This is a genomic window from Streptomyces sp. CLCI03 (assembly GCF_053615355.1).
Window position 1 is genome coordinate 3,116,996 of the sequence record NZ_CM132132.1, and the last position, 19,018, is coordinate 3,136,013.

Annotated in this window: 20 protein-coding genes; 8 read left to right on the plus strand and 12 right to left on the minus strand. The window is 70.2% G+C overall.

Going from position 1 to position 19,018, the window contains the following annotated elements:
* The first annotated feature begins 3 nt into the window (after window positions 1-3).
* Window positions 4-540 carry an alkyl hydroperoxide reductase gene (locus tag ACWG52_RS14085; protein ID WP_453128845.1) on the plus strand — a complete coding sequence of 179 codons (537 nt, stop codon included), beginning with the start codon at window positions 4-6 and terminating at the stop codon, window positions 538-540.
* A gap of 61 nt (window positions 541-601) precedes the next feature.
* Here the strand turns inward: ACWG52_RS14085 and ACWG52_RS14090 are convergent, their stop codons facing one another.
* The 5 genes from ACWG52_RS14090 to ACWG52_RS14110 all read right to left on the minus strand — a co-directional run bounded on the left by ACWG52_RS14090 (window position 602) and on the right by ACWG52_RS14110 (window position 6,428).
* Entirely contained in the window at window positions 602-1,327 is a 726-nt protein-coding gene (locus ACWG52_RS14090) for a hypothetical protein (RefSeq protein WP_390166177.1), read from the minus strand.
* A gap of 43 nt (window positions 1,328-1,370) precedes the next feature.
* Window positions 1,371-2,774, minus strand: a complete 1,404-nt coding sequence (locus ACWG52_RS14095; RefSeq protein ID WP_389807441.1) for an AI-2E family transporter — start codon at window positions 2,772-2,774, stop codon at window positions 1,371-1,373.
* A 134-nt stretch (window positions 2,775-2,908) separates the two neighbouring features.
* Window positions 2,909-3,613, minus strand: coding sequence for an aggregation-promoting factor C-terminal-like domain-containing protein (locus tag ACWG52_RS14100; RefSeq protein ID WP_389807443.1), 705 nt, complete (start codon window positions 3,611-3,613; stop codon window positions 2,909-2,911).
* A gap of 414 nt (window positions 3,614-4,027) precedes the next feature.
* Window positions 4,028-5,344, minus strand: coding sequence for a PhoH family protein (locus ACWG52_RS14105; protein WP_030712123.1), 1,317 nt, complete (start codon window positions 5,342-5,344; stop codon window positions 4,028-4,030).
* 322 nt (window positions 5,345-5,666) lie between these two features.
* A complete protein-coding gene (locus ACWG52_RS14110) occupies window positions 5,667-6,428 on the minus strand; it encodes an isoprenyl transferase (RefSeq protein ID WP_030011184.1) in 762 nt (253 codons plus the stop codon).
* A 129-nt stretch (window positions 6,429-6,557) separates the two neighbouring features.
* Between ACWG52_RS14110 and mgrA the strand changes: the two genes are divergently transcribed.
* Window positions 6,558-7,595, plus strand: coding sequence for an L-glyceraldehyde 3-phosphate reductase (mgrA, locus tag ACWG52_RS14115; protein WP_453128848.1), 1,038 nt, complete (start codon window positions 6,558-6,560; stop codon window positions 7,593-7,595).
* A 142-nt stretch (window positions 7,596-7,737) separates the two neighbouring features.
* Here the strand turns inward: mgrA and ACWG52_RS14120 are convergent, their stop codons facing one another.
* Window positions 7,738-8,493 (minus strand): prepilin peptidase, encoded by a 756-nt coding sequence (locus tag ACWG52_RS14120; RefSeq protein ID WP_389807446.1) that lies wholly within the window; start codon window positions 8,491-8,493, stop codon window positions 7,738-7,740.
* 35 nt (window positions 8,494-8,528) lie between these two features.
* On the opposite strand from ACWG52_RS14120, the gene ACWG52_RS14125 reads away from it, so the two are divergent.
* Together ACWG52_RS14125 and ACWG52_RS14130 are read left to right on the plus strand one after the other, a co-directional pair.
* Window positions 8,529-8,900: a DUF192 domain-containing protein gene (locus ACWG52_RS14125; RefSeq protein WP_389807447.1), complete on the plus strand. Its 372-nt coding sequence runs from the start codon at window positions 8,529-8,531 to the stop codon at window positions 8,898-8,900.
* Window positions 8,901-9,007: 107 nt separating this feature from the next.
* Window positions 9,008-9,625 (plus strand): SMI1/KNR4 family protein, encoded by a 618-nt coding sequence (locus ACWG52_RS14130; RefSeq protein WP_389807449.1) that lies wholly within the window; start codon window positions 9,008-9,010, stop codon window positions 9,623-9,625.
* 15 nt (window positions 9,626-9,640) lie between these two features.
* On the opposite strand, the gene ACWG52_RS14135 is transcribed toward ACWG52_RS14130, so the two are convergent.
* Window positions 9,641-10,243: a DUF6529 family protein gene (locus tag ACWG52_RS14135; protein WP_389807451.1), complete on the minus strand. Its 603-nt coding sequence runs from the start codon at window positions 10,241-10,243 to the stop codon at window positions 9,641-9,643.
* 368 nt (window positions 10,244-10,611) lie between these two features.
* Between ACWG52_RS14135 and ACWG52_RS14140 the strand changes: the two genes are divergently transcribed.
* Complete coding sequence (locus tag ACWG52_RS14140; protein WP_389807453.1) at window positions 10,612-11,898, plus strand: ABC transporter substrate-binding protein; 1,287 nt, start codon at window positions 10,612-10,614, stop codon at window positions 11,896-11,898.
* A 156-nt stretch (window positions 11,899-12,054) separates the two neighbouring features.
* Here ACWG52_RS14140 and ACWG52_RS14145 read toward each other — a convergent pair whose 3' ends face one another.
* The 4 genes from ACWG52_RS14145 to ACWG52_RS14160 all read right to left on the minus strand — a co-directional run bounded on the left by ACWG52_RS14145 (window position 12,055) and on the right by ACWG52_RS14160 (window position 16,472).
* Entirely contained in the window at window positions 12,055-12,681 is a 627-nt protein-coding gene (locus tag ACWG52_RS14145) for a hypothetical protein (RefSeq protein WP_389807455.1), read from the minus strand.
* Between the two features lie 131 nt (window positions 12,682-12,812).
* On the minus strand, window positions 12,813-13,142 hold the full coding sequence (locus ACWG52_RS14150; protein WP_033218364.1) for a hypothetical protein: 330 nt from the start codon (window positions 13,140-13,142) through the stop codon (window positions 12,813-12,815).
* 121 nt (window positions 13,143-13,263) lie between these two features.
* On the minus strand, window positions 13,264-14,127 hold the full coding sequence (locus tag ACWG52_RS14155; RefSeq protein ID WP_453128852.1) for a polysaccharide deacetylase family protein: 864 nt from the start codon (window positions 14,125-14,127) through the stop codon (window positions 13,264-13,266).
* Window positions 14,128-14,885: 758 nt separating this feature from the next.
* A complete protein-coding gene (locus tag ACWG52_RS14160; RefSeq protein WP_389807459.1) occupies window positions 14,886-16,472 on the minus strand; it encodes an MDR family MFS transporter in 1,587 nt (528 codons plus the stop codon).
* Window positions 16,473-16,604: 132 nt separating this feature from the next.
* Here ACWG52_RS14160 and ACWG52_RS14165 point away from each other — a divergent pair, with 132 nt between their 5' ends.
* On the plus strand, window positions 16,605-17,186 hold the full coding sequence (locus ACWG52_RS14165) for a TetR/AcrR family transcriptional regulator (RefSeq protein WP_161296406.1): 582 nt from the start codon (window positions 16,605-16,607) through the stop codon (window positions 17,184-17,186).
* A gap of 113 nt (window positions 17,187-17,299) precedes the next feature.
* On the opposite strand, the gene ACWG52_RS14170 is transcribed toward ACWG52_RS14165, so the two are convergent.
* The gene (locus ACWG52_RS14170) at window positions 17,300-17,725 is read right to left on the minus strand and encodes a nuclear transport factor 2 family protein (RefSeq protein WP_389807461.1); all 426 of its coding nucleotides are present in this window, start codon (window positions 17,723-17,725) and stop codon (window positions 17,300-17,302) included.
* Between the two features lie 100 nt (window positions 17,726-17,825).
* On the opposite strand from ACWG52_RS14170, the gene ACWG52_RS14175 reads away from it, so the two are divergent.
* Both ACWG52_RS14175 and ACWG52_RS14180 read left to right on the plus strand, forming a co-directional pair.
* The gene (locus ACWG52_RS14175) at window positions 17,826-18,359 is read left to right on the plus strand and encodes a TetR/AcrR family transcriptional regulator (protein WP_389807463.1); all 534 of its coding nucleotides are present in this window, start codon (window positions 17,826-17,828) and stop codon (window positions 18,357-18,359) included.
* 94 nt (window positions 18,360-18,453) lie between these two features.
* Window positions 18,454-18,927, plus strand: coding sequence for a carboxymuconolactone decarboxylase family protein (locus ACWG52_RS14180; protein WP_389807465.1), 474 nt, complete (start codon window positions 18,454-18,456; stop codon window positions 18,925-18,927).
* Window positions 18,928-19,018: the final 91 nt, after the last annotated feature.

A 19,018-nucleotide genomic window follows, 5' to 3' on the forward strand; every position in this document is an offset into this window, starting at 1 on the left:
CGGATGTCCCTCGACTCCCTGAAGTCGGCCATACCGGACTTCGCCAAGGACCTGAAGCTGAACCTCGGTTCGGTCATCGGCAACAGCGACCTCCCGCAGCAGCAACTGTGGGGCACCGTCCTGTCCTGCGCGATCGCCGCCCGTTCGCCGCTCGTCCTGCGCGAGCTGGAGCCCGAGGCGAAGGCGAACCTCTCGCCGGAGGCGTACACCGCCGCCAAGTCCGCCGCGGCGATCATGGCGATGAACAACGTCTTCTACCGCACCCGGCACCTGCTCTCCGACCCGGAGTACGGCACGCTGCGCGCGGGCCTGCGGATGAACGTCATCGGCAACCCGGGCGTGGAGAAGGTCGACTTCGAGCTGTGGTCGCTCGCGGTCTCCGCGATCAACGGCTGCGGCCAGTGCCTGGACTCGCACGAGCAGGTCCTGCGCAAGGCGGGCGTCGACCGCGAGACGATCCAGGAGGCCTTCAAGATCGCCTCCGTGATCCAGGCCGTCGCCGTCACCCTCGCCGCCGAGGCCGCCCTCGCCGCCGAGTAACGGCACCCCGTACGAGGACGCAGGGCCCCGCGACCGGACACGGTCGCGGGGCCCTGCGTCGTCAGCTCGTGCGCAGGGCGGTCATCAGCGCCCGCACGTCCTCGACGGCCGCGGCCACCAGGGCATCCCGGTCCGGGCGCGGCAGGGAATCCGCCGGGAGGTCGGGGCCGTCCTCGCCCATCGACTCGTAGGCCGACACGTCGATCGTGAACACCGCGCCGCCGTCACGGACCCGCAGCCGCAAGCCGGTCCCGGTCTCTTCCCCGGGGCTGGTGACGAGGGCCTCCTCCCCGAGGCCGGGCACCGACTCCCACGCGCCGCCGCTGGGTGCGAACCACCGGCTGACGGGGGTGTCGAGCGCGAACTCGGCGGCCGGATCGGTCTTCTTGTGCAGTTCGACCAGAGCCGTCGTCTCGACGCTCCTGCTGGAGTCCGGCCGGCCGCTCCTGCGGGAGCACCTCGCCCAGTCCAGTGCCGGATGCCGGCTGCCTTCCTCCGACGCGGCGTTCGGGAGGCCGCCCAGCAGTCCGTCCAGGGCCGGGGCCTTGTACTGGCCGCAGAGGTCGTCCGTGACCCGGTAGCGGATCTCCGGCTCGGCCGTCCGGTCCCCGAAGGCGTACAGCCCGCCCGCCCACAGCGCGGAGGTGACCACCACCGCCGCCGCCACCCACCGCCACGGGCGGGCCGGCGCCCGGACCGGTAACCGTCCGGGCTCACCTGCCACGACCTCGGCCGGGGTCGAGGCCGCGGGCCCCCACTCCCCGTCGAGCTCGGGTTCCCCGATCATGTACGCCCCCCCTGGATGTCGAGTACTGCCGCCGTCGAGCCGGTCAGGTCGTGCTGTGGCCCTCGCCCTCGGGAGCCACGCTCAACGCCGTGGAACCGTGCGGGCCCGGGCCGATCATTCCGGATCCGAGGTGGTGCTGCTCCCGCGAGTACGCCTTCAGATAGCCCACCACCGTGTTGGTGACGGCCACCAGAGGCACCGCGACGACCGCCCCGCCGATGCCCGCGATCATGCCGCCGGCGGCCACCGAGAGCACCACCGCGAGCGGGTGCACCCGTACGGCCCGGCCGAGGATGAAGGGTTGGAGCACGTGGCCCTCGATCTGCTGCACCGCCAGCACCACCAGCAGCACCATCAGGGCGGTGAACACGCCCTGGGTCACGAGCGCCACGACCACCGCGAGGGCTCCCGACACCACGGCGCCGACCAGCGGGATGAAGGCGAACAGGAAGATGAAGACGGCCAGCGGCACCGCCATCGGCACGTCCAGGAAGTAGATGCCGAGGCCGATGAAGATGGCGTCGATGAGGGCGACGATGACCGTGCCGCGCACATAGGCGGTCAGCGTGCGCCAGGCGCGCGGACCGGCACCGGCGACACCGGCGCGGGCGGCGGACGGGACCAGGCCCAGCGCCCAGTTCCAGATGCGCTTGCCGTCGTAGAGCAGGAAGAGCGTGGAGAACATCGCGAGCAGAATGCCCGTCAGGACCTCGACGAGCACCGTCACGCCCTGCAGTCCGGCGGAGGTGATCTGCTCGGTGTTGGTGCCGATGGTCTCGCTGAGATTCTTCGCGATGTCGTTGATCTGCTTCTCGGTCACGTGGAACGGACTGTCCAGTGCCCAGAGCTTGAGCTCGTTGATGCCGTCGCGGACCCGGTCGGAGAGGTCGTCGAGGTTCTCCATCACCTGCCAGACCACGAACCAACCGACGAGCCCGATGACCACGAAGCCGAGGATCGCCGTGACGGCCGTGGCCAGACCACGCGGCAGACCCAGTCTGCGCAGCCGGACCACGAAGGGCTGGAGCATCGCGGTGACGAGCATGGCGGCGGCGAAGGCGAGGACGACCAGGCGGACTTCGCTGATCACCTTCATCAGCACCCAGAGCATCCCGGCGAGCAGCAGCAGCCGCCAGCTGGCCTCGGCGGCGACGCGCATCCCCCAGGGGACGACGCTCGCCGGGTCGGGGCGCACGGGCGCGGCCGGGGCGGCGAGGTGGGGCGCGGGGACCACGGGCGGGTAGGCGGGCGGCGCGGGAACGACTCCGACCGCCGCGGCGGCACCCGCTTCGGCGGCCCCGGCCTCCGGCGCCCGCCCGGAACCGGCGGGGTGCGGCAGGTCGCCGCTGGTCTCGGCCTCGACCTCGGCACGCCGCTCGTTGAGCCGCGCCTCCATCCGGTTCAGTTCGTTCCCGAGCCGGCCGAGCCAGCCTTCCCTCTTCGCCATGTCGCTTTCCTTCCCCCGCCCCCGGTCTACGGGCTCACCTCGAAGACCGTACACGCGAGGAGCCCCGCACCGTAGGACGGTGCGGGGCTCCCCCGGGTCGATCGGTGCCGGGCCGCTCGCGGCGGCCCGGGCTCCTAGTACCAGCCGTTGGCCTGGTGGAAGCTCCAGGCGCTGCAGGGGCTGCCGTAGCGGTCTTCCATGTAGTTCAGACCCCACTTGATCTGCGTGGCGGGGTTCGTGCGCCAGTCCGCACCGGCCGAGGCCATCTTCGAACCGGGCAGCGCCTGGACCAGACCGTAGGCTCCCGAGGAGGAGTTGACGGCCTTGTAGTTCCAGGTGGATTCCTGGTTGATGATGTTCGAGAAGCACTGGAACTGGCCGGCGGGGACCATCTGCTGAGCGATGGCCTTGACCTGAGCGACCGTGTAGGAGCTCTGGGGGGCGAAGTCGCCGGCGTCGCGAGCGGCGGAGCGGCTGGCGACCTGCTCCTTCTCCTCGCGTTCCTTCTTGAGCTTCGCCTCGGCCTCGGCCTTCTCCTTCTCGGCCTCCGCCTTCTTGGACTTGGCGTCCTCGGCGGCCTGGACGCGCGCGGCCTCCTCGGCGGAACGCTTGGCGTCGGCATCGGCGGCGTGGGCGATGGCATCGGCCTGCTGCGTCAGGGACGCGCTCTGGACCTGTGCCTGGTCGCCGACCGGGATTTCGGCGAGGAGCGTCGCGCCGGACGCGGTCGTCTCGAGATCGTTCGTGGGGTCGCCGGTGGCAACGCCTACGACTGCGCCGACGGTGGTGACCGCGGTGGCCGAAGCCACGGCGAACCCCCGGACCGAGATCCGGCTCACACGGTGTCCTTCCAGCAGCGTCCGCAGTGACCGCGCGGGCGCAAAAGTGCCCTCGACTCTGGCCTCCGTGGTTCTACGGTCACTGGAGGCGCGGGCCCGTGGGCAACCCCCTTGCGGGGACTGCCGCGTGTAGCTCCGGGCGGCATACGGCGAACGGCTGTGGAGTTGTGGTGCTGCGCGTACCTCACGGGAGATACAGGTGTGCCGTATGCGGGGCCTGACGGAAACCAGACTCTGCCGGAACGCCACACCGCAAGGCAATTCTCCACTGCGTGTGAAAGATCACACCTGGCATGTCGCCATCGATTCGAGCAAAGACCTGTGCAGCACGACGCCGCCCGGCTAGGCTCTGGGGCCTTTGCCGGGCGGCGCCAACTCACCTTCCCGCTATGGGGTTTTTGACCGATACGACCCTCAGAGGTTCTCCAGCATCTCGGTGACCAGTGCGGCGATCGGGGAGCGCTCCGAGCGCGTCAGCGTGATGTGGGCGAAGAGCGGGTGGCCCTTCAACTTCTCGACCACGGCGACCACTCCGTCGTACCGACCGACCCGAAGGTTGTCCCGCTGGGCGACATCGTGGGTCAGAACGACCCGCGAATTGGCCCCGATTCGGGACAGAACGGTCAGCAGGACATTGCGCTCCAGCGACTGCGCCTCGTCCACGATCACGAAGGCGTCGTGCAGCGAGCGGCCTCGGATGTGCGTGAGCGGCAGGACCTCCAGCATCCCGCGGTTCAGCACCTCCTCGATGACCTCGCGCCCGGCGACCGCCGAGAGGGTGTCGAAGACCGCCTGCGCCCAGGGGCTCATCTTCTCGGAGGCGTCCCCCGGCAGATAGCCGAGGTCCTGACCGCCCACCGCGTACAGCGGCCGGAAGACCATCACCTTCTGGTGCTGCCTGCGCTCCAGGACCGCTTCCAGCCCCGCGCAGAGCGCCAGCGCCGACTTTCCGGTGCCGGCCCGGCCGCCCATCGAGATGATCCCGATCTCGGGGTCGAGGAGGAGGTCGAGCGCGATGCGCTGCTCGGCGCTGCGGCCGTGCAGCCCGAAGGCCTCCCGGTCACCGCGTACGAGCTTCACGTTGCCGTCCGCCGTGACCCGGCCGAGGGCCTTGCCTCGCTCGGACTGCAGGACCAGTCCGGTGTGCACGGGCAGTTCCGCGGCCTCCGGCACGTAGAGGCGGTCCTCCGAGTAGAGGAGGTCCACCTGTTCCCCGGAGAGGGCGAGATCGCTCATGCCCGTCCAGCCGGCGTCGGTGATCGCGAGTTCCGCGCGGTACTCCTCGGCGATCAGCCCCACGGAGGAGGCCTTGATGCGCAGCGGGAGATCCTTCGAGACCACCGTGACGTCGTAGCCCTCGGCCTGGAGGTTGCGGGCGACCGCGAGGATCCGCGAGTCGTTGTCCCCCAACCTGAAGCCGGCGGGCAGGACGCTCGTGTCGGAGTGGTTGAGCTCGACGCGCAGGGTGCCGCCCAGATCGCCCAGCGGGATGGGGGCGTCCAGGCGACCGTTGCGAACCCGGAAGTCGTCGAGCAGGCGCAGGGCCTGGCGCGCGAAGTAGCCGAGTTCGGGATGGTGCCTCTTTGCCTCCAGCTCGGTGATCACCACGATCGGGAGCACGACCTCGTGCTCGTCGAAGCGGGAGATCGCGTTGGGGTCTGCCAGCAGGACGCTGGTGTCGAGGACGTAGGTCCGCCTGTCTTGCAGGCGGCTCTTTGTGCTGGTCACCACGGAAGGACGTACCCCCTCGGAAGAGGTCGGGCCATGAAGACCGGACCGGTCATCGGCACCCATGCCAGGGCCGATTTCCGGCCCTCCACTCCGTCCGTGCGAACCGCACGTGCGTCCTGGTGCAAAGGGCCTCCCGGGCGGACGACCCCATGTCGTCCGCTGAGACTCGACACCCGTGGATCGGGCATCGACCTGAAAGGGATATTCCCCGAACAAGCCAGGCCATGCCATGGCATATGACGGACGCTCGGTGAATCCCTGGTGAAGGCTTCGAGGGGAGGGGGTGCCGGGACCGAGGGGGCGGGAAACCCCCTCCGTGGAATCAGGTGCCGTAGCGCCGGTGGCGGGCCGCGTAGTCGCGCAGGGCCCGCAGGAAGTCGACCTTGCGGAAGGCCGGCCAGAAGACTTCGCAGAAGTAGTACTCGCTGTGCGCGCTCTGCCACAGCATGAATCCGGACAGCCGCTGCTCGCCGCTGGTGCGGATGACGAGGTCCGGGTCCGGCTGGCCGCGCGTGTAGAGGTGCTCGGCGATGTGGTCGATGTCGAGGATCTCGGCGAGCTCCTCGAAGGAGGTGCCCTTGCGCGCGTGCTCCAGCAGCAGCGAGCGGACCGCGTCGGCGATCTCCTGGCGGCCGCCGTAGCCGACGGCGACGTTGACGAGTATCCCGTCGACGTCGTGGGTGGCCTGCTCGGCCTCCTTGAGGACGTTCTGCGTCCGGGCGGGCAGGATGTCGAGGTTGCCGACGTGGTGGACCCGCCAGCGGCCGTCCGCGGCCAGGCCCCGGACGGTGTTCTCGATGATGTTGAGCAGCGGGCGGAGCTCGACCTCCGGCCGGTCCAGGTTGTCCGTGGAGAGCATCCACAGGGTGACGACCTCGACGTCCGTCTCGGTGCACCAGCCCAGCATCTCGGAGATCTTGTCGGCGCCGGCCTGGTGGCCCTGCTCCGTCGTCCCTCCGGACGCCTTCGCCCAGCGGCGGTTCCCGTCCAGGATGACGCCGATGTGCTTGGGCGCCGCGTCATGGTCGAGGCGGCCTTCCACCCGGCGTGCGTAAAGCCTGTACACCAGGTCGCGCAGCTTCACGATCTTCCAGCCCCTCCGTGCCTTGCCCCCGTGCGAAATGCGGTCCCACCCCCGAGTCCGCCACATTACTGCGCGCCGGGATGGGGTACCCAACTCGGTCTGTCACAACTCCGTGATAGGGAGGACAACGTGACTGATACCAATCCCTATCGGGCAGAGCCCTCGCGCTACGACTCCATGGAGTACCGCCGCACCGGCCACAGCGGCCTCAAGCTCCCCGCAATCTCCCTCGGCCTCTGGCACAACTTCGGTGACGACCGGTCCCTGGAGTCCCAGCGGGCGATCCTCCGTCGGGCCTTCGACCTCGGCATCACCCACTTCGACCTGGCGAACAACTACGGTCCGCCGCCCGGCTCGGCCGAGCTGAACTTCGGCAAGATCTTTTCGCAGGACTTCGCGGCCTACCGCGACGAGCTGATCCTTTCGACCAAGGCCGGCTACCTGATGCACCCCGGGCCGTACGGCGAGTGGGGCAGCCGCAAGTACCTGCTCAGCTCGCTCGACGCCTCGCTGAAGCGGATGGGCGTGGACTACGTCGACATCTTCTACTCGCACCGCTTCGACCCGGAGACCCCGCTGGAGGAGACCATGGGCGCCCTCGCGTCCGCGGTCCAGCAGGGCAAGGCCCTGTACGTGGGCGTCTCCTCCTACACGGCGGAGCAGACGGCCGAGGCCGTCCGGATCCTGCGCGGAATGGGCGTGCGCCCGCTCATCCACCAGCCGTCCTACTCCATGATCAACCGCTGGACGGAGGAGGACGGGCTGCTGGACACCCTGGAGGACGCCGGCATGGGCTGCATCTCCTTCGCGCCGCTCGCCCAGGGCATGCTGACCGGCAAGTACCTGAAGGGCATCCCGGCGGACTCACGCGCCGCGCAGGGCAAGTCCCTGAACCCGGATCTGCTCTCGGACGAGGTGCTCCGCCGGCTGACCGGTCTGAACGAGATCGCGGCCCGCCGCGGGCAGTCGCTCGCCCAGCTGGCGCTCAAGTGGGTGCTCCGCGACGACCGGATGACCTCGGCCCTGATCGGCGCGTCGAGCGTGCCGCAGCTGGAGGAGAACGTGGCCGCGCTGGCGTCCGCGCCGCTCACCGAGGCCGAGTTGAAGGAGATCGACGCCCTCGCCGTCTCCACCCCCGGCACCAACATCTGGGCCCAACGGGGCTGACCTGCGCGTTCGTCACGCAGCACGGTCGAAATGCCGGAAAACGAAAAACGGGCCGGTCCGTGGGGGGGATACGGACCGGCCCGAGGGGGGGGTTCCACCATAACCCTTCGTAAAGCATGCTGCGTGCATCGGCGCAGAATGATTACGCTCCGAAACCGCCCAGCAGCACTCCGGTGAGCGCTCCGGCCGCCATGAAGGGGCCGAACGCGTACCCCTGATTCCGCTCGTCGGGCCTGCGCAGGAGCACGTACAGGCCGTACAGGGCCCCGTAGAGCAGGCCGAGGAAGGCCCCCGCGGACCATACCCCCCACCCGTACCACCCAAGAGCGACCCCCAGCGAGAGCGCCAGCTTGACGTCGCCGAAGCCCATGCCGGCGGGGTTGATCAGATGGAGCATCAGGTACGCGGCTCCCAGCGCGCCGCCGCCCAGCAGCGCGAGCCGCCAGGACCCGGCGGAGCCGGGCGCGAGGGCGGCCGCACCGAGCAACGCGGCGACCGCGGCGGCGAGCGGCAGGGTCAGTACGTCGGGCAGCCGGTGCACGGCGCGGTCGACGAGGGCGAGCAGGACCAGCAGCGGGGCGAGGCCCACGTAGGCCACCAGCTCGGGGCGCGCGCCGACGGCCGCGGCGAGCCCGGCGCAGACCGCGGCGGTGAGCGCGGCCAGGGGTGCGGCCCGCCGCCCGTAGGCGTGCGGGGGCGCGGGCGCCACCGCCGAGGGCCGGCAGCGGGCCGGTCCGAGCCAGCCCCCCAGCCGGCCGGGCAGCCGGTGTCCCTGCGGGCAGCGGCCCTGCCAGGGGTCCCCCGGCTCGACGGAGAGGCGGTAGGCGGGGCGCGGCAGCAGGAGCCCGGCGGCCACGCCGTACCCGGCGGCGAGAACGATCACGAGCACACCCGTCATCCGGCGAAGGTAGAACACCCCCTAAGGTGGCCGCCATGGCGCACTGGCAAGACGGCCGGGCCGTGCTGCGGGTCGGCGCGGACCCTACGGAGATCCCGCTGGAGGTCGCCGCCTCGTACGGGGCGCGGACCCGCGGGCTGCTCGGGCGGGACGGGATCGACGGCGCGATGCTGTTGACCCCCGCGGCGAGCGTGCACACCTTCCGGATGCGGTTCGCGATCGATGTGGCGTACCTCGACCGCGCGTTCGGGGTGCTCGCGGTGGTCACCATGGCGCCGGGCCGGCTCGGACTGCCGCGGCTGCGCTCCCGGCACGTCCTGGAGTCGGCGGCCGGTGCCATGGCGGGCTGGGGACTGCGGGCGGGGATCACCATCGCGGTGGACACGGCCGGGCGTCTCGCCCCGTAAGGGGCGCGTCGCCGGCCACGCCGGTCCGACCGGCAAGACACCCGCTAGGCGAGGCCCCTCGCTGGCAGTAGGTTGGGGCGGTTGAGCTGGGGCATCAGGGGAGCGGCATGACGGAGAACGCGCGGATCAAGGCGCTGGAGCAGATCATGCCGGCGACGCACGGCGCCGACGAGGACATCGACTGGCCGGCGGTGGAGGCCGTCTGGGGGACCCGGTTCCCGGCCGATTTCGTCGCGTTCATGGGCCGCTTCGGCGCGGGTTCCATCAACGGCGAGGCCAGCATCCTGCTGCCGCTGCCCAAGCCCGGACTCCAGTGGGACCCGGCCGGGATGGCCGAGGAGACCGGCAACGCGCGGCAGGCCTGGGAGGCGGAGGGCGGCCGCGCCGCCTTCGACGTGGACCCGGAGTCGATCATCGCCTGGGGCGTCACCGGCGGGTCGGACATCCTGTGCTGGCTCACCTCGGACCCCGACCCGGACCGGTGGCCGGTCCTGGTCTGCGGGCGGCACACCGCCGACTCCTTCGCGGTGTATCCGTACGGCATGGCGGAGTTCCTCTACCGGCTGTGCTCCGACGAGTTCGACGTGAGCCCCGTCAGCATCACCTTCTGGGACGGCGGCCACCTCAGCTTCGTGCACTGGCGCAAGGCCCAGCGGCGCTGGCAGGAGGGCCGCAACCCGGAGACGGGCGAGCCCGATCCGTATGCGGGCGAGTTCGCCGACTAGGGCCTGCCTTTCGGATCAGGCCGGCGGCAGGTGGTGGGGTCCGAGCGACAGCAGCGGCACGCTGCCGCCGTCGAAGTACCACAGGGCACTCGTGTACCAGAGGACCACCACCACGACCACCAGCGCGCCCCCGGCCAGGGGCAGGGCCCAGCCCGGCAGGCGCCGGCTCCGCACCAGCAGGACCTTGGCGGCGAACGCCCCGTAGAAGAAGCAGCCCGCGATCGAGTGCACCGCCGCGCGCGAGCCGCTCAACTGGACGCCGTACGCCCGGACGCAGTGCACCGTGATCGGGACGGTGAGGGCGAACAGGACCACACCGACGATCCGGTGGGTGATCGGCACCGGCCCCGGCATCCGACGCACCCCGGGCAGCCGGCCGTACATCCACAGGGCCAACAGCAGTTGGAGAGCGGCCAACACCAGGACCCCGGTCGCGAGCTGCGCCTTCAGACGCACGGCGGCGGTGTCCGTCAGGCCGAACAGTGTCGCGGTGTAGTCCGGGGTGTTCACCCGGCCGACGAGGAAGACGGCGGCGAAGACCACGGCGGCGGCCACGAAGGCCAGCGCGAGGGCGAGTCCGGCTTCCGGGCGGCGTGGAGCGGGCCGGGTGTGCGACATGGTGCTCCTCGTCTCGCCACGCCGTGGGTCGGCGGTCCGCCTTCCCTTGTACTCGGCCGGCGCGGCCGACGGCGGCCGACGCGGCCGTGGCGATCCCGACGCGGACCCCGACGGGCGCGCGGAGCCCGTTCCGGGACCGGAACGGGCTTTTCGGCATGTCTACGCGCGTCCACTATTCGGATCACATATCGGAAAACACCATGAGGAAAAGCCCGGCTTGGAGCATTGAACACAAGTGGGGCCCCAATGGAATCAACCACCCCTCCCTCAGGAGAGAATTCCGGCCAACGGGCCATCGAGGGACACCTCCGTCCGGAGCAACTCATAAGTAATAACAGGATCCAAAAGAAAATCAGGGGAATACACCCGTGCGACGAAGAATTTCCGGCGCGACCGCCACCACGGCCGCGCTCGGTCTGTTGATACCGCTGGCCGGATGTGGTGGATCCGGCGACGATGCAGGTGACGCCACCACACTGCATCTGGTCGCCGCCGAATACGGCGACGGCCCGGCCACCAGTTCCAAGCCTTACTGGGAGAAGACGGCGAAGGATTTCAACGAGGCGCACCCCGGAATCAAGCTCGACGTCAAGCTCCTGCCGTGGGCCGACATCGACCGTGAGGTCTCCCGCATGGTCAAGGCCGACAAGGCCCCGGATGTGGCCCTGATGGGGTCCTACTCGGACTTCGCGGCCCAGGGGAAGCTGTATCCCGCGGACGAACTCCTCTCGGTCACCGCCGAGGCGAATTTCCTCCAGCCGCTCGCCGACGCCGGCTCCGTCGGCAACACCCTCTACGGCCTGCCCTTCGTGGCGAGCAGCCGGCTCCTCTTCTACAATGAGGCGCTCTTCACCAAGGCGGGCATCAAGGAGCCCCCGAAGACCTGGGGCGACCTCAAGGCCGACGCCAAGGTGCTCAAGGACAAGGGCGTGAAGTACCCCTACGCCCTGCCGCTCGGCCCGGAGGAGGCGCACGCCGAGGCGCTGATCTGGGAGCTGAGCAACGGCGGTGGCTACGCGGACAGCGCCGGCAACTACAGCCTGGCCTCGGAGCAGAACATCGAGACCTGGGACTGGGTCAAGCGCGAGATGGTCGCGCCCGGACTCACCGGCCCGACCCCGCCGTCGGAGCTGAACCGCGCCGACGCCTTCGCCGCCTTCCTGCGCGGCGAGGTCGGCATGGTCAACGGCTATCCCTCGCTCGCCCACGAGGCGCGCACCAAGGGCATCAGCGTCTCGACCACGTCCATGCCCGTCTCGGACAACCTCGGCACCGGGGTGCCGCCGCCCACCGTCGGTGTCGCCGACTGGATGATGGCCTTCAAGCAGAACGGCAAGCGCGCGGAGATCGGCAAGTTCCTGGAGTTCATCTACCAGGACAAGAACCTGTCGGACTTCGCCGACCGCTACCACCTGCTGCCGTCCACCGTCACCGCCTCGCGCACCCCGGCCGGCGGCGGCCTGGACAAGAACGACACGCAGTTCCTCAACGCGCTGCGCGGCGCCCAGCTCTACCCGGTCAACGACCCGGCCTGGCTGACGGTCAGCGACACCATCAAGCGCAACATCGGACGCGCGGTGGAACCGACCGGCAACCCGAAGGGTGTCCTGGAAGGCATCGCCCAGCAGGCCGCCCAGGCCTCCAAGAAGCACTGAGAATTTCCTCGACACGGGACTTCCGACCCATGCCGCCGACCACCCCGTGCGGCATCATGGCCACTACGGCACTTGATCCAAGGCCTCGGCCCAGTCGCCCGACGAGCACCCACAAGGTGCACGGGGCGGCCGGCCTCCACCCGGACCCCGCGGCCCTCAGCCCTGCGGCCCGTGGTTCGAGGCGAAGGCCGTCCGGTACTGCTCGCAGCTGGAGTTCCAGCGCAGCGTGCCCCCCAGCGTTCCGTAACCCGAGCGGGTGACCGACCACTCCACCGTGTACTCCCCGGTGTCGCAGGCGATCCGCTTGCCGCCCGCGATCTTCTCGCGCCCGGTCGGCGGCTTCCCCGCCAACTCCTTGCGCACTTCCCCGACCTTGACCCGGTGCGCGTCACGCAGCACCGCGTGCACGACGATCGGGTGCGTGCCCTCCTTGACCGTCACGGCCTTCTTCACCACCGTCGAGTCCGACACCGACCAGGCGAACTCGTACGAGGGCAGCCAGGCCAGGGTCTTGGGGTCGCCGGAGCGTCGCTCGTAGTCCGGCGCGGCCGCGGGCCCCGGGCGGGTGACGGTCTTGTACTGGACTCCCGGGTGGAAGCGGAGCTGCCCCTCCACCTTGTGCATCTCGTCCTTGGTCCACATCGACTTCATGGACTTCTCGCCGCCGGCCGGGTCCTGGAGGTACGCCCCGCCCTCCGCGGCGGTGGCGGCCTGGCCCAGGAGGGGCGCGAGGGCGGCGGAGGCGGTGGCGAGGGCGAGAGCGGCGATGCGGGTGCGCTTCATGCCCGGACCAACGGAGCCCCGTGGCGGGCCGGAACGACGGCGGGCGCGCTTTCACCCGTACGGGAGCGCCCGGTGCCCCGGGCCCGGCCACGAGGATCGCGTACGGCCGCCACGCGCCGCCGCGGGTCCGGTCAGGCCTGGCCGGTCTCGAAGCGGCTGATCCGGCCGCCGCCGGGGGCGATGACGAAGCGCCAGGTGGTGCGCATCTCGCCCCAGGTGTCGTTGCGGTAGTTGACCAGCAGGGTACGGCCGCCGTCGGACTCGGACTGGACGTCCATGTGGCCGCCGGATTCGAAGATCTCCCGGTCGATCCAGTCGTGCAGATCGCGGTCGGAGCCGTCGTCGGACATGGTCGCGTCGGCGGTCAGGACCGCGAGGAAGGCGTCCTTGTCGTGCGCGTTGACGGCGGTGACGAGGGCGCCGACCACCGGGTCGGACAGTTTGGCGGGGGCGATGGCCACGGGAGCCTCCTGGTCGGGCGTACGTGCGTACGTGTGTACGTGCCCGACCAGGGAACAACGCGGGCGGGTCCGCGTCGTCGACCGTCACCCGTTCGCCCGGCGGACGGCGTGTCAGGGGCCGTCAGTGCGCGTCGGAGGCGGTCCCGGCGTCGGAGGCCCCGGGAGCCTCGGGGGGCTCGGGAGCGGTGCGGACGGGGAAGCCGGTGGGCCGGCCCTGCTCCTTCAGCCAGGTGAGCACCTGGTCGAGGGCGTCGACGGTCTGGGCGCGGTTGCCGCCTCCGTCGTGGAAGAGCACGGTCGGGCCGTTGCCGATCTCGCGCTTGACGGCGTTCACGATGGCGGCCGTGCCCGGCTTGTCGAAGTCCTTGGTGTCGACGTTCCAGCCGAGCGGCCGCATGCCGTGCGCGGCGGCGATGCGCCGGCTGTCGGGGGTGAAGGCGCCGCCGGGGGCCCGGTAGTACTCGACCTTCGCGCCGCCGCCCGCGGCTTCCTCGATCAGCTTCTTCGCCTCCAGGATCTGCGCCTCCTGGTAGGCGACGGGCTTCTTGTCCATGGCCGTGTCGTGGTTCATGGTGTGGTCGCAGAGCCGGTGTCCGGCCGCGACCACCTTCTTGACCAGGTCGGGATGGGCCTTGGCCTGCGGTCCGACCATGCAGAAGGTCGCCTTGACCTCGTGCCGCCGAAGGACGTCCAGCACCTTCGGGGTCCAGCGGGGGTCGGGACCGTCGTCGATGGTGATGTTGACGGCGTCGCCGCCGCTCTCGGACGCGTGGGCTATGCCCTCGGGTATCTTCCCGGGCTGCTGCCCGGGCCGACCGTCGTCGCCGCCGCCCGGCCGGGCCACGTTCTGCTGGGAGGCAGCGCTTCCGCCAGGTCCGACCAGGACGGCCACACCCCACGCGGTCGCCGCCACGGCGGTGGCCGAGGCCACGACGACGGCACCGGCCCGGACGCCCTTCTTGTTCGCACGCGCCAAGAAACTCATGAACTGTCCTCCCCAACCGCTTTGCGAGCGTTCTGTGGATCAGGACGTTCATCGCAGGCGAGGAGTTCCAGCCGAATAGCCCATAAATTCGGCGCTATGGGACTGTTGGGACCGATGGGACTTTAGTCCTCCAGGGAGTTGCCTACCTGCCCACGCGAACACGCCCGAAACAGGCATACCTTCCGGCGCGGCGCGACCCGGATCCCAAGTCGACCGCGATGAGCGGAGGTTCACCGGTCGACACCCGATCAGAATGAAGCCATGGACTCGTCCCAGGACTCGACGCATGACGGATCCGACTGGCCCGTGGACAAGCTGACCACGCTGCGCCTCGGTCGGAAACTGGTGACGGAGGTCCCGGCGTCCCGTCCGGGCCGCCGCGCCTTCGTGGACATCACCCCGGTCCGCGACCGGTCCGACGACCGGGCGCGGGACGAGGGTTGGGTGCGCCAGGACAAGGGCCGCCGCTTCCACCTCCGGCACCGGGAGTACGACGGCCACCGCCTCGACGGCTTCGACTACGACATCGGCGCGGTCCTCGTCGCGTCCGCGGACGCGGCGGACGAGGCCGCCCTGCGCGCCGCGCTCACCGCATGGGGCCTGCGCCCCGACAGCTTCGCGCACCCCTGGCAGACCGACGACCCGGTCCAGGGCCTGTACGCCCGCCCGGACGTGCCGGAAGGCGGCACCACCGGTCGTCCCGGTGGTGCCGCCTTCCTGGTGGTGCGAGCGCCGGTGCGGGCGCGGTGCGTGTCCGGTCAGTGCGCGAGCGACTCCTGCGCCGCCGGGGCCGCCTTGCCGCCGTCCGCGGAGCCGGCCGGGGCAGCCGGTCCCGCCCCGCGGAGCGGGACCTCCTTGACGAACCAGGCCGCCGCGAAGCCCAGTACGGCGATGGCCGCGCCGAGCAGGAACGCCGAGTGCGTACCGGCGGCCACCGCGTGCTGGTAGGCGTCGCGTACCGCTTCGGGCAGCTTCGCCAGGCTCGCGGCGTCCAGCTGGGCGGAGCCCGCGGCGTCGGCCGCCTCCGGGCCCAGGCGCTCGGACATGGTGTCCGTGACCCGGGCGGTGAAGAGGGAGCCCATCAGGGCCACGCCGAAGGAGCCGCCGAGCGTACGGAAGAGGGTCGCCGAGGAGGAGGCGACGCCCATGTCCTTCATCTCGACGCTGTTCTGCGCGACCAGCATGGTGATCTGCATCAGGAAGCCGAGACCGGCGCCGAGGACGGCCATGTAGAGGCCCGACACGAGGCGGGTGGTGCCGGTGTCCATGGTCGCGAGCAGGAACATCCCGACGACCATGAGCGCGCCACCGGCGATCGGGAACATCTTGTACTTGCCGCTGCTGGTGGTGACACGGCCCGCGATCAGCGAGACGACCATCATCGACAGCAGCATGGGCAGGAGCAGCAGGCCCGAGTTGGTGGCGGAGGCGCCCTGCACCGACTGCTGGAACAGCGGGAGGTAGAGCACGCCGCCGAACATCGCGAAGCCGACGAGGAACCCGATCACCGACATCAGGGTGAAGTTGCGGCTGCGGAAGATGTGCAGCGGCATGACCGGCTCGGCGGCCTTGGTCTCCGCGTAGAGGAACGCGGCGGTCGACAGGACGCCGACGGCGATGAGGCCGAGGATCTCGACGGAGCCCCACGCGTACTCGTTGCCGCCCCAGGTCGTCACGAGGACGGTGGAGGTGATGGCGATGGTCAGCAGCGCGGCGCCGAGGTAGTCGATCTTGCCCTGCGCCCGCTTCTTGGGCAGGTGCAGCACGGCGGTGACCATGGCCAGCGCGACCACGCCGAGCGGCAGGTTGATGTAGAAGGACCAGCGCCAGCCCCAGTGGTCGGTGATGGTGCCGCCGACCAGCGGGCCGCCGATCATGGCGAGGGCCATCACGCCGGCCATCATGCCCTGGTACTTGCCGCGCTCACGGGGCGGGATCAGGTCGCCGATGATCGCCATGACGCCGACCATCAGACCACCGGCGCCGAGGCCCTGGACCGCACGGAAGCCGATCAGCTGGATCATGTCCTGGGCCATGCCGCTGAGCGCGGAGCCGATCAGGAAGATGACGATCGAGGTGAGGAAGGAGCCCTTCCGCCCGTACATGTCGCCGAGCTTGCCCCAGATGGGGGTGGAGGCCGCGGTGGCCAGCGTGTAGGCGGTGACCACCCACGAGAGGTGCTCCAGGCCGCCGAGCTCGCCGACGATCGTCGGCATCGCGGTGCCGATGATCATGTTGTCGAGCATCGCCAGCAGCATCGCGATCATGAGCGCCATGAGGACGACGCGTACGCTGCGCGGCTTCACCTCCTCCGAGGTTCCCGCAGGCTTGACTGTGTCCACCATGTCCACTCCCCTGTGCCCTACTTCTCGCACTACGTCCCGCACCGGCACTTACTTGCCGCCCGGCTAGTTCACTACAATGGGGACGGTAGACCCGCAACTAGCCGGGCGTCAAGTAAGTAATTGGGGAGAGCCATGTCCAGCAGCAGTCCGCAGCGACGCCGTGGCGACACGCGTCAGCGCATCCAGGACGTCGCACTGGAGCTCTTCGCCGAGCAGGGGTACGAGAAGACGTCGCTGCGCGAGATCGCGGAGCGGCTGGAGGTCACGAAGGCGGCGCTGTACTACCACTTCAAGACCAAGGAAGACATCATCATCAGCATCTTCGAGGACCTGACCCGGCCCATCGACGAGCTGATCACCTGGGCGGAGGGCCAGCCGCGCACGCTGGAGACCAAGCGCGAGGTGCTGCGCCGCTACAGCGAGGCGATGGCGGGCGGCGCCGTGCTGTACCGCTTCATGCAGGAGAACCAGGCGACGACGCGCGAGCTCAGCATCGGCGAGACGGTGAAGAAGCGGCTCTTCACCCTGGTGGAACTGCTCCGCACGCAGGACGGCCCGCTGACGGACCAGGTCCGCTGCGTCAGCGCGCTCTTCACCCTGCACGCCGGGATGATGTTCCTCCAGCATGTGGAGGGGAACCCCGAGGAGACCCGCCTGGCGGCCTTGGAGGTCGCCACGGACCTCATCACCCAGGCCCACCACGAGCAGCCCTGACCCATCGACCCGGTCCGCACGCCGAACGAAGGGCGTCGGGCGGAGGGGGGCGGATGGAGGGGGCCCGGGTGGAGGGGGCCCGGATGAAGGGGGCCGGGCAGAGCGGGCCGGACTCAGACCAGCCGGCGGTCCTCGGCGGTGATCGGGACGTCGTTGACGCTCGCCTCGCGGCGCCTCATCAGGCCGTTGCCGTCGAACTCCCACTGCTCGTTGCCGTGGCTGCGCCACCACTGACCGGTGGCGTCGTGCCACTCGTACTCGAAGCGGACGGAGATGCGGTTGCCCGTGAACGCCCACAGCTCCTTGCGGAGTCGGTAGTCGAGCTCGCGCTCCCACTTGTCGGCCAGGAACGCGCGGATCTCGGCGCGGCCGGTGAGGAAGCGGTCGCGGTTCCGCCAGACCGAGTCCTCGGTGTAGGCGAGGGCGACGCGCTCGGGATCGCGGCTGTTCCAGGCGTCCTCGGCGGCCTGGACCTTGATGCGCGCCGACTCCTCGGTGAAGGGCGGTAGGGGCGGTCGTACGGCGGGGGCGTCGGTCATGACGGTCACCTCTCGACATGGAGAACGATCGTTCTCGATGAGAGGGACGATAGAGAACGAGCGTTCTCCGCGCAAGGTCGATCTGGACTACGCTGCCCGCATGGACGACGAAGAGGCCCGCACCCGACTCCTGGACGCGGCGGAGGAGCTGTTCTACCGGCACGGCATCCAGGCCGTCGGCATGGACCGGATCCGCACCGCGTCCGGAGTCCCCCTCAAGCGCCTGTACCGGCTCTTCCCGGCGAAGGAATCCCTGGTCACCGCCTACCTGGAACGCCGCGACCGACGCTGGCTGACCTCCCTGCGCGCGGCCGCCCTGGCCCCGGCGGAGCCGCGGGCGCGGGTGCTCGCGGTCTTCGACTGGCTGGCGGACTGGTTCACCGAGCCCGACTTCCGGGGCTGCGCGTTCCTCAACGCTTACGGAGAGCTGGGCGCGGCGGCCCCGGACGTCGTCCGCGTCCACAAGGCGGAGCTCCGCACCCTGCTGGCCGAACTGACCCCTGACGCCGACCCGGCCCTCGCCGACCGGCTCCTGATCCTGACCGAGGGGGCCACGACGGTCGCCACCCTCACCCCCGGCCCGGAGCCGGCTCGCTGCGCCCGCGAGATCGCCGAACTCCTCCTGATGGAGTGACGCAGGTCACATTCATTCGCTTCGGTCGGCTGTCACATCCGGGCCGCGATTTCCGTCAGAGCTGTGTAACCGTCGGCACGGCAAGGAGATCACCATGGAAGCCCGTCTCAACTTCTTCGGCAACGCGGTCGCGAACAAGTTCGGCCGGTACATCAACTCCGCGGGCAAGGTCATCTCGGACTCGACCCTGCCGCACGCCACACAGGAGCTGGTGAAGCTCAGGGCCAGCCAGATCAACGGGTGCGGATTCTGCACCGACATGCACTTCAAGGACGCCTCGCACGCCGGGGAGGACCCGATCCGGCTCAACCTGGTCGCGGCGTGGCGCGAGGCGAAGGTGTTCACCGACGCCGAGCGGGCGGCCCTGGAGCTGACCGAGCAGGGCACGCGCATCGCCGACGCGGCCGGCGGCGTCACGGACGAGGCCTGGGCGGAGGCCGCCAAGCACTACGACGAGGACCAGCTGGCCGCACTGGTGTCGCTGATCGCCCTGATCAACGCCTACAACCGGATGAACGTGATCGTCCAGCAGCCGGCGGGCGACTACCAGCCGGGCCAGTTCGGCTGAGCGGGGGCACGGATCCGGCCCCGACAGGGGAGGGGCCGGATCCCTCGCGCCCCGGAACACTCCCGATCATGGAGGGAGTCCGCACACCCCG